General features: G+C 51.3%; 10 protein-coding genes. 3 read left to right on the top strand and 7 right to left on the bottom strand.

Annotation, left to right across the window (positions count from 1 at the left end):
* The 7 genes from VJY99_RS03415 to VJY99_RS03385 all read right to left on the bottom strand — a co-directional run.
* On the bottom strand, positions 1-319 hold a 319-nt coding region (locus tag VJY99_RS03415), incomplete at its 3' end, for an aldehyde dehydrogenase family protein (RefSeq protein ID WP_324116349.1).
* Positions 320-338: 19 nt separating this feature from the next.
* Positions 339-1,145 (bottom strand): ABC transporter permease, encoded by an 807-nt coding sequence (locus tag VJY99_RS03410; protein ID WP_324116347.1) that lies wholly within the window; start codon positions 1,143-1,145, stop codon positions 339-341.
* Positions 1,135-2,079, bottom strand: a complete 945-nt coding sequence (locus tag VJY99_RS03405) for an ABC transporter permease (RefSeq protein ID WP_324116345.1) — start codon at positions 2,077-2,079, stop codon at positions 1,135-1,137. The genes VJY99_RS03410 and VJY99_RS03405 overlap by 11 nt, the downstream gene beginning before the upstream one ends.
* 1 nt (position 2,080) lies before the next feature.
* Positions 2,081-3,106, bottom strand: coding sequence for an ABC transporter ATP-binding protein (locus tag VJY99_RS03400; protein ID WP_324116343.1), 1,026 nt, complete (start codon positions 3,104-3,106; stop codon positions 2,081-2,083).
* A 13-nt stretch (positions 3,107-3,119) separates the two neighbouring features.
* The gene (gene ydcS, locus VJY99_RS03395; RefSeq protein WP_324116341.1) at positions 3,120-4,265 is read right to left on the bottom strand and encodes a putative ABC transporter substrate-binding protein YdcS; all 1,146 of its coding nucleotides are present in this window, start codon (positions 4,263-4,265) and stop codon (positions 3,120-3,122) included.
* A 370-nt stretch (positions 4,266-4,635) separates the two neighbouring features.
* Positions 4,636-4,926 (bottom strand): muconolactone Delta-isomerase, encoded by a 291-nt coding sequence (gene catC / locus VJY99_RS03390; RefSeq protein ID WP_324116339.1) that lies wholly within the window; start codon positions 4,924-4,926, stop codon positions 4,636-4,638.
* A 175-nt stretch (positions 4,927-5,101) separates the two neighbouring features.
* Positions 5,102-6,541, bottom strand: a complete 1,440-nt coding sequence (locus VJY99_RS03385; RefSeq protein WP_324116337.1) for a PLP-dependent aminotransferase family protein — start codon at positions 6,539-6,541, stop codon at positions 5,102-5,104.
* 149 nt (positions 6,542-6,690) lie between these two features.
* Here VJY99_RS03385 and VJY99_RS03380 point away from each other — a divergent pair, with 149 nt between their 5' ends.
* Genes VJY99_RS03380 through VJY99_RS03370 form a run of 3 tightly spaced genes read left to right on the top strand, consistent with a single transcriptional unit; the run spans position 6,691 to position 9,226 of the window.
* Entirely contained in the window at positions 6,691-8,091 is a 1,401-nt protein-coding gene (locus VJY99_RS03380) for a cytochrome ubiquinol oxidase subunit I (RefSeq protein WP_324116335.1), read from the top strand.
* Positions 8,091-9,104 carry a cytochrome d ubiquinol oxidase subunit II gene (gene cydB, locus VJY99_RS03375; protein WP_324116334.1) on the top strand — a complete coding sequence of 338 codons (1,014 nt, stop codon included), beginning with the start codon at positions 8,091-8,093 and terminating at the stop codon, positions 9,102-9,104. The genes VJY99_RS03380 and cydB overlap by 1 nt, the downstream gene beginning before the upstream one ends.
* Complete coding sequence (locus tag VJY99_RS03370; protein WP_324116332.1) at positions 9,104-9,226, top strand: DUF2474 domain-containing protein; 123 nt, start codon at positions 9,104-9,106, stop codon at positions 9,224-9,226. The genes cydB and VJY99_RS03370 overlap by 1 nt, the downstream gene beginning before the upstream one ends.
* Positions 9,227-9,292 lie beyond the last annotated feature (66 nt).

The raw sequence follows: 9,292 nt of genomic DNA, 5'->3' as shown, positions 1-9,292 counted from the left end.
CATCCACCACCGCCGGAATTTCGTCATTCAAAACGCAGTGGTAAGGTTTGCCACAGTTTTGTGATTCCAGGTGGGCAAACAGTTCGCCATTTTGTTCAATAACATCAGCAAGTTTGAGTAGGTGCTCCGCGCGCTCTTTCGGTGTGGTTTGCCCCCAGCTGACAAATGCGTTATCCGCCGCCAGCACTGCATCGTTAACTTGATCCGCAGTGGCTTCGGCAATCTCAAGCAGCACTTCACCCGTTGCCGGATTGTAAACCGGCAATTTCTCTCCCTGGCCGTCCACTAACTGGCCGTTAATTAATAGCTGGTTTTGCATAGTGATACCCTTTTCAACGTTATTTACCGCTGCCCGCGACGTCATCTCCGCCACGGCTCAGCCAGTACGCCCCTAGAATCGGAATGGTGGTCATCAGCATCACCATTAATGCCACCACGTTGGTGACCGGAACTTCACGCGGGCGCCCCAGTTGGTTGAGCAGCCACAACGGTAAGGTACGTTCATGTCCGGCGGTAAAAGTGGTGACAATAATTTCATCAAACGACAACGCGAACGCCAGCATTCCCCCCGCTAACAATGCCGATCCCAGATTAGGCAAAATGACATAGCGGAAGGTTTGCCAGCCATCAGCGCCCAAATCCATCGACGCCTCAATCAAGCTGTACGAGGTACGGCGGAAACGGGCGATGACGTTGTTAAACACAATCACCACGCAGAATGTCGCGTGCCCGACGACGATGGTGAAAAAACCTGGCTCAAAATTCATCATCTTAAAAGCCGTTAACAACGCAATACCGGTAATAATCCCCGGCAACGCTATCGGTAACAGCAACAGTAATGAGATGGCGTTTTTGCCGAAGAATTCGCGCCGCCACAATGCAGCGGCAGCCAAAGTACCGAGAATCAAAGCAAGTATAGTTGCCAGTGAAGCAATTTTAAGTGACAACGTCACTGCATCGAGAATGTCCCCGCGTGACGCCGCAACACTGAACCAGTGCAGCGTTAACCCTTTGGGGGGGAAACTGAATGCGGCTTCTTCGGGGTTAAAGGCATAAAGCGCAATGATCAACAGTGGGAAATGCAGGAAAATAACCCCGCCCCAGGCAGCAATTTTGAGAAATAACGGTGCGCGTTCAGAGTGCATCGAAAGCCCCCAGTCGTTTCACCAGCGAAAGATAAATAGCGATCAGAACAATCGGCACCAGCGTAAAGGCGGCAGCCATCGGCATATTGCCAATCGCTCCTTGCTGCGAATAGACCATATTGCCGATGAAATATCCTGGCGGCCCCACCAGTTGCGGCACAATAAAATCACCGAGCGTTAGAGAGAAAGTAAATACCGAACCTGCTGCAACACCCGGGATTGCCAGCGGTAAAATCACATGGCGAAAGGTTTGCGATGGCCGTGCGCCCAAATCCGCCGAGGCTTGTAACAGTGAAGGTGGCAACCGCTCAAGGGCGGCCTGAATCGGCAAAATCATGAACGGTAGCCAGATGTAAAGAAAGACCAGAAAACGACCAAAACCGGAAGTAGACAGCGTGTTGCCGCCGATGGCCGGAATGGTCAGAATCAGGTTGAGTAATGGTTCGAGCCCCATGTGGTCGAGGAACCACTGCGCCACACCATCACGCGATAACAGTAACGTCCAGGCATACGCCTTAACAATGTAGCTGGCCCACATCGGCAACATCACCGCAATGTAGAAAAATGCTTTAAGCTTGCCCCGGGTGTAGCGCGCCATAAAGTACGACATTGGGAAAGCCAACACTGCACTGGCGAGTGTCACGGCAATCGCCATCGTCAGTGTACGCAGAATGATGTCGTAATTAGCCGGGTTAAACAGTGCGGCAATGTTGGCAAATGTCAGGTCAGGTGTGACTGACATCGTGAAATCATCGAAGGTATAGAACCCTTGCCACAGCAGCGTCAGTAACGAGCCAAGGTAAATCACGCCAAACCACAGTAGCGGTGGCAGCAATAACAAAGCCAGCCAGAATCCTGGGCGTTGCCACAAGAACGTGGCAATGCGTCGCATCAGGCGGTTGTCAGGATGGGACGTATGAACACTCATCGCCATGTCATCCTTTTTCTTGCAACAGAACCATCGCCGCGCGGGGCCAAACAGCAGTGACTTGCTGGCCGATTTGATAGCGTTCTTCGCTGATAATCCGTTGTGGATTTGCCTCACTGACCAGCAGCTTTTCACCTCCAGCAAGACGTAATTCGAGACGAGTGGCTGCCCCTTGATAGTGGATTTCCTGAATCATGCCGCTGACACGGATTTCGTTGCTGTGGCTGGGTTCATCACTCAGCACGATATGTTCAGGCCGCAGTGAAAACAGCCCTTCTTCACCACAGACTTTCCCGGCTAGGGCGGGTTGAAGAACATTTGAGGTGCCAACAAAGCTCGCCACAAACGCAGTGCGCGGCTTCATATATAGCTGGCGTGGCGTATCAACCTGCTCAATACGCCCGTTATTGAACACCGCAACGCGGTCAGACATCGACAACGCTTCGCTTTGGTCATGGGTGACGAAAATAAAAGTGATGCCCAGTTCACGCTGCAGATTTTTCAACTCGCCCTGCATCTGCTCGCGGAGTTTAAGATCCAACGCCCCCAAGGGTTCATCAAGCAACAACACGCGTGGACGATTCACCAGCGCGCGCGCTAACGCCACACGCTGGCGCTGGCCGCCTGAAAGTTGTGACGGTTTGCGGGCATGAACAAAACCTAGCGCCACGCGCTCAAGCGCTTCCTGCGCTTTGGCTTGCCGAGTTTTCTTATCAACGCCTTTGACCATCAACCCGTAAGCGACGTTTTCCAGCACCGTCATATGCGGGAACAAGGCGTAATCCTGGAAAACGGTGTTGACATCACGTTGATAAGGCGGCACGTCTTGCGCCGGTTTGCCAAAAATCGCGATTTCACCAGAAGTGACCTGCTCGAATCCTGCGATCAGACGCAAGCAGGTGGTTTTGCCCGAGCCAGAGGGCCCGAGCATCGAGAAAAACTCCCCGTCTTCGATATCAATGGATACGTTATCGACAGCTCGCACATCACCGTAAAAGCGCGACACATTATGAAACTGCACAGCGTACGGCATAACGCCTCCAGGCTTAACGGCCACCCATGATGGCGATGTAATCCTGAGTCCAGCGACTGTACGGCACAAATTTCCCGCCTTCTGCGACTGGCGTTTTCCAGAACACTATCTTATCGAAGTAATTAAAGCCGTTGGTTTCGCAGCCCTTGTCGCCCAGTAATGTACTGGCTTTACACCCTTCAACCACTGCGGGCAGAGAACCGAACCATGCTGCCACGTCCCCCTGAACTTTCGGGGTCAGCGACCAGTTCATCCATTTGTAGGCACAGTTCATGTGTTTCGCATCTGCATGGAGCATGGTGGTATCTGCCCAACCTGTTACCCCTTCTTTCGGGAATACCGTGGCAATGGGCTGGCCTTCAGCTTTCAGGGCGTTTGCCTGATACGGCCATGCGCTGGATGCAATCACACCTTCGTTTTTGAAGTCGCTCATCTGAACGGTGGTGTCGTGCCAGTAGCGGTGAATTAAGCCGTGTTGATCGCGCAAGACTTTCAGCACTGCCTGATATTGTTCTTCCGTCAGTTGGTACGGGTCGGTAATACCCAACTGTGGCTGAGTGGCTTTAACAAATAACGCGGCATCAGCGATGTAGATTGGCCCGTCATAGGCCTGTACGCGGCCCTGATTGGTTTTGCCGTCAGGTAAATCTTGTTTAGCGAACACCACACTCCAGCTATCGGGTGGTGTTGGGAAGGTTTTGGTGTTGTACATCAACAAGTTTGGCCCCCACTGATACGGGGTGCCGTACACTTTGCCGTCGACGTTAAACCACGAGCCTTTTACCAGGCGAGGATCAACGTTTTTCCAGTTTGGGATAAGATCCGTGTTAATCGGTTGCACGCGTTTGCCCATAATCAAGCGTAACGATGCGTCACCCGATGCGGTGACCAGGTCATATCCCCCCTTCGCCATCAAACTGACCATTTCGTCGGAAGTGGCTGCTGTTTTCACATTGACCTTACAGCCGGTTTCTTTTTCGAAATCAGTGACCCAGTTATACGCTTTGTCGGTATCGCCACGCTCGATGTAACCCGGCCAGGCGATAATATCGAGTTGCCCTTCACCGGCATCAATTTTGTCTGGAAGCCCTGCCGCCTGTGCAGAAAGCACGGTCAAACAGAGTGTGGAAAGAGACCATATAGCCTGTTTTGTACGCATTGCTGCTACTCCTGTCTGAAAAGTAAAGGCGGCACGCCATTAAGAATCAGTGCCGAAAGAGCAAATAATCCCCGTATAAAAACAATAGTCTGCGTAAATATGGCAAGCATGCTGGCAGCAGGAAATTTCACCAGGATGTGATATACAGCGCAGTAAATGGCTGAACGTAAATATCGGTTAGAGTTCGCTAAATGGATGATTTTTAAAGTGTAGGTGAGTGTTAAGCGTAGCGCTGAAATGTACGCGCAGATTTGCGCAACTATCGAAATTTCATATGGATGGGGTTAAAAAGGCCGGTTGCTTAACATTGCTTATTTACAGATAGCCATGCCGCGTCAAATGGCATGGCTCAGATGAGTTTTATTGTATTTTATTTATCGTCGCTGCGAACCGATGACGGATGACGGCACAACGCATCAACTTTCATGGTCATAAACGGGTAAAGCGGCAAACCCATTAACAGATTGTGTAACTCTTCGGCGTCTTTAACATCAAAGATGCTGACATTGGAATATAAGCCTGCTACACGCCAGATATGGCGCCATTTACCTTCATTCTGTAGTTGTTGCGAATACGCCTTCTCTTTCGCTTTAATTTCAGCGACCGTTTCCACGGGTATATCGAGTGGAATATTCACCGTCATCTCAACTTTGAATAACATTCATCTCTCCTTATGCCTTACGGCGATAGTTGGCGCTGTGGTTATACCTTTATTTTCATTAAGATTTGCCGGTCAACCCATGCAAACCAAACGGCGTTTTCTCACAATAGGAATTTTTCTGCCGTAACGTCAACGGCAGTCATCGAATTGCTGTGCGATTATCGCCGCACATCAGTTATATGGCTGATATTTGTGATCGCGGTGGAGTATTGCATTGTTGCCGAATTAAACCTGCCAGCGTGATGACCGCGTGGAGTTCCCACTCGCCTAAAGCCCAGGAAGCATTAAGCCGAAAATAATTATGCCATGCGCCGCCCGTGGTAAACATTTTGCCTGGGGCGATACTGATTTTGTGGGCAATCGCTTGCTCACTGAGCAGGCTGGCGTCCATATATTCCGGTAATTCGACCCACAGAAAATAGCCGCTTTCACTGTGGTGAATCTTCACATCATGGGGGAAATGCTGATGCAGTGCCTGCCAGGTTTGTTGTTTACGTTCCGCCAGAACACGGCGGAGTTTTCGTAAATGGGTGTCGTACCGTTTGGTCGCCAGATAATCAACCAAGGCGAGTTGCATGGGGGAACTGGTGGAAAGCGTGCTCATTAATTGCAACTGCTGAATGCGCCGTGCATGTTTGCCTGCAGCCACCCACCCGATGCGAAACCCCGCCACCAGGCACTTTGAAAAGGATGAACAATGCAGCGTCATACCTTGCTCATCATACGCGCGAGCCGGTAAAGGGCGTTCTCGCCCGTAGTACAATTCGCTGTAGACATCATCTTCAATGAGCGTGACATTGTGCTGCTGTAGCAACGCCACCAGTTGTTGCTTCTTTTCAGGTGACAGTGTCACGCCAAGTGGATTTTGGCTGTTGGTCATTAACCAGCACGCTTTCACCGGATAGTCGTTAAGTGCTTGTTTCAAGGCGACCAGATCAATACCATTTTGCGGATCGGTTGCCACCGAAAGCGCCTTTAGGCGTAAACGTTCCAGTGCCTGCAAAGCGCCATAGAAACACGGGTTTTCAACAATCACCCAATCCCCAGGCTCGGTGACCGCTTGCAGGCTGAGATTAAGCGCTTCGAGCGCACCCGCTGTTATCACAATCTCTTCTGGTGAAACTTGCATTCCCTGCTGTGCATAACGCCTGGCAATAGCGTGTCGCAACGCTTCGTTACCCGGCGGCAGGTTTTCAATCACGCTCATGGCTGTTGCGGTTTTGCTGACCGTCGCAAGTGAGCGGTTCAATTGCTGAAGCGGAAACAAACGCGGGTCAGGGAATGCCGAGCCGAATGGCACGACCGTTGCGTCGCAACTGGCCTGCAACACATCAAAAATATAGGTATTAATATCGACTGATTCGTCGCGTGTCACTTTCACGGGGGTCAACGTGCTGCGAGCAGCGGGCCGAGAAGCCACGTAATAACCTGACTGCGGCCTGGCTACAATCACGCCCTGGCTTTCGAGGGTCTGATAAGCGTGGCTGACCGTCATAAAACTCATGCCGCTCATTGTCACTTGCTCACGCAATGAAGGGAGTTTATCTCCTGCTAACCAAGCGCCAAGGGCAATCTGGTCAATGATTTGCTGCGCAAGTTGTTGGTATTTCTTCATGGTAAACCTGTGCTTGCTGTCTATATCAGTCATCTAAAAGTACGCTAATTATGGAAACTGTTATAGTTAAATAACGTGTTTCTGTTTCTGATTTATCCTCAAGTAACCCTCTAACATAGCCTCGAAGTTATTGTGTTATGAGGTTGCGCATGTTCGGTTTAGACGCTTTTCATTTGGCAAGGATTCAATTCGCTTTTACTGTCTCCTTTCATATTATTTTCCCCGCCATCACCATTGGGCTTGCCAGTTATTTGGCGGTGCTTGAAGGGTTGTGGCTCAAATCTAAAAATCCGGTTTATCGTTCGCTTTATGATTTTTGGGCGAAGATTTTCGCCGTTAACTTTGGCATGGGTGTGGTGTCCGGCCTGGTGATGGCCTATCAGTTTGGTACCAACTGGAGCGGTTTTTCGCAGTTCGCTGGCAGCATCACCGGGCCGTTACTGACCTATGAAGTCCTGACGGCCTTTTTCCTTGAGGCGGGATTCCTTGGCGTAATGCTGTTTGGTTGGAAGCGCGTAGGTCCTGGACTACATTTCTTTGCCACCTGCATGGTGGCGCTGGGCACGCTGATGTCCACCTTCTGGATCCTGGCATCTAATAGCTGGATGCACACCCCACAAGGGTTTGAAATCCACAACGGCCAGGTGGTGCCGGTTGACTGGTTCGCCGTGATATTTAACCCTTCATTCCCCTACCGTTTGCTGCATATGTCGGTGGCAGCATTTTTGAGCAGTGCGTTTTTTGTCGGGTCGTCGGCTGCATGGCAGTTGCTGCGTGGCAACACAACTCCCGCCATCAAAACCATGTTTTCCATGGCGCTATGGATGGCGTTAATCGTCGCGCCACTTCAGGCGACGATTGGTGATTTACACGGCCTGAATACCCTGAAGTATCAACCAGCGAAAATTGCCGCCATTGAGGGGCACTGGGAAAACATGCCTGGTGAACCCACGCCCCTGTTGCTGTTTGGCTGGCCGGATATGGAACAAGAACACACACTTTACGGGCTAGAAATCCCAGTGCTCGGCAGCCTGATCCTCACCCATAGCCTGGATAAACAAGTTCCGGCGCTCAAAGAGTTCCCAAAAGCAGACCGGCCTAATTCCACCCTGGTTTTCTGGTCATTCCGCATTATGGCGGGGCTTGGGATGCTGATGATTCTGGCAGGCATGCTCAGTTTGTGGTTGCGCTATCGCCAGCGGTTATTCGAGAGTCGCCCGTTCCTGCACTTTATGTTGTGGATGGGGCCATCCGGGCTTATCGCGATTCTGGCAGGCTGGGTAACAACCGAAGTGGGCCGTCAACCGTGGGTGGTGTATGGCTTGCTGCGCACTAAAGATGCCGTTTCAGCGCATGGGAATTTGCAGATGAGTATCAGCCTGCTGACTTTTTTTGTGGTGTACATGTCGGTATTTGGCGTGGGTTACAGCTATATGGTCAGGCTTATCAAGAAAGGCCCGCAGCCATTTGATGACCATACCCACTCCGCTCACGGCACCCCCTCTCGCCCGCTTTCGGCGGTAACAGATTCGCTTGAGGAGACACGTTAATGGGCATTGATCTGTCAGTTATCTGGTTTGTGATTATTGTGTTTTCCACCCTGATGTACATCGTGATGGACGGCTTTGATCTCGGCATCGGCATACTTTTCCCGTTTGTGCGCGGAGCGCAAGACCGCGACGTGATGGTCAATAGCGTCGCACCGGTGTGGGATGGAAACGAAACCTGGCTGGTGTTGGGAGGGGCTGCACTGTTTGGTGCTTTCCCACTGGCTTATGCCGTGATTGTTGATGCGCTGACCATCCCGCTATCGTTGATGCTCATCGGCCTCATTTTCCGAGGTGTGGCGTTCGAATTTCGCTTTAAAGCCACGCCTGCTCACCGGCCATTCTGGGATAAAGCTTTTATCGGCGGCTCGATTCTGGCGACGTTTTGCCAGGGCGTGGTGGTCGGTGCAGTGATTTCAGGTTTCCCGGTGACCGGACGCACGTTTAGCGGCAGTCAACTTGACTGGATTACATTGTTTAATCTGTTCTGCGGCATCGGTTTGGTGGTGGCGTATGCGCTGTTGGGCGCCAGTTGGCTGGTGATGAAAAGCGAGGATCCGCTGTTCACAACCATGCGTAACCTAATGAAACCGCTGTTGATCATGATGCTTGTGATCATCGCTGTTATCAGCATCTGGACGCCGCTTACGCACCCGCAAATTGCGACACGCTGGTTTAGCCTGCCGAATCTCTGGTTCCTGTTGCCAGTGCCATTGCTGGTGGTTGCGTGTAGCGCCTTGATATGGAAATCCGTCAGTACTGATAGCAGCTGGCACAGCACGCCATTTTTGCTGACACTGGGTTTAATTTTCCTCGGTTTTAGCGGGTTAGGCATCAGCATTTGGCCATATCTGATCCCGCCATCGATTACCCTGTGGCAGGCAGCCGCCCCACCACAAAGCCAGGGCTTTATGCTGGTTGGTGCACTGTTTATTATCCCCATTATTTTGGTTTACACCTTCTGGAGCTATTACGTTTTTCGCGGAAAAGTCCTGCATGGTGAGGGGTATCACTGATGAAACAGGCTGGGATTCGTGTGTTATGGATGGTGGTGTTATGGGGAGGCAGTGTTTTAGCACTGGCCGCCGTTGGGATGGGTTTCCGGCTCTTGATGTCTTTGGCCGGATTTAAATCGTGATTGAAGCCGTAATCATGTCACGCCGCCCTGTCCTGCTCATGCGGGACATCACTCCTTGCCTGAAAC

Origin of the sequence: Buttiauxella sp., assembly GCF_035271705.1 — a bacterium.
Lineage (GTDB): Bacteria > Pseudomonadota > Gammaproteobacteria > Enterobacterales > Enterobacteriaceae > Buttiauxella.
Note: the sequence above shows the minus strand (reverse complement) of the source record. Positions and strands in the feature narration are given on the sequence as shown.

What these genes read in the sequence shown, in the direction of transcription:
- VJY99_RS03410 (WP_324116347.1), bottom strand. Translation starts at nt 1,145, where the DNA reads ATGCACTCTGAACGCGCACCGTTATTTCTCAAAATTGCTGCCTGGGGC.
- VJY99_RS03405 (WP_324116345.1), bottom strand. Translation starts at nt 2,079, where the DNA reads ATGGCGATGAGTGTTCATACGTCCCATCCTGACAACCGCCTGATGCGA.
- VJY99_RS03400 (WP_324116343.1), bottom strand. Translation starts at nt 3,106, where the DNA reads ATGCCGTACGCTGTGCAGTTTCATAATGTGTCGCGCTTTTACGGTGAT.
- ydcS (WP_324116341.1), bottom strand. Translation starts at nt 4,265, where the DNA reads ATGCGTACAAAACAGGCTATATGGTCTCTTTCCACACTCTGTTTGACC.
- catC (WP_324116339.1), bottom strand. Translation starts at nt 4,926, where the DNA reads ATGTTATTCAAAGTTGAGATGACGGTGAATATTCCACTCGATATACCC.
- VJY99_RS03385 (WP_324116337.1), bottom strand. Translation starts at nt 6,541, where the DNA reads ATGAAGAAATACCAACAACTTGCGCAGCAAATCATTGACCAGATTGCC.
- VJY99_RS03380 (WP_324116335.1), top strand. Translation starts at nt 6,691, where the DNA reads ATGTTCGGTTTAGACGCTTTTCATTTGGCAAGGATTCAATTCGCTTTT.
- cydB (WP_324116334.1), top strand. Translation starts at nt 8,091, where the DNA reads ATGGGCATTGATCTGTCAGTTATCTGGTTTGTGATTATTGTGTTTTCC.
- VJY99_RS03370 (WP_324116332.1), top strand. Translation starts at nt 9,104, where the DNA reads ATGAAACAGGCTGGGATTCGTGTGTTATGGATGGTGGTGTTATGGGGA.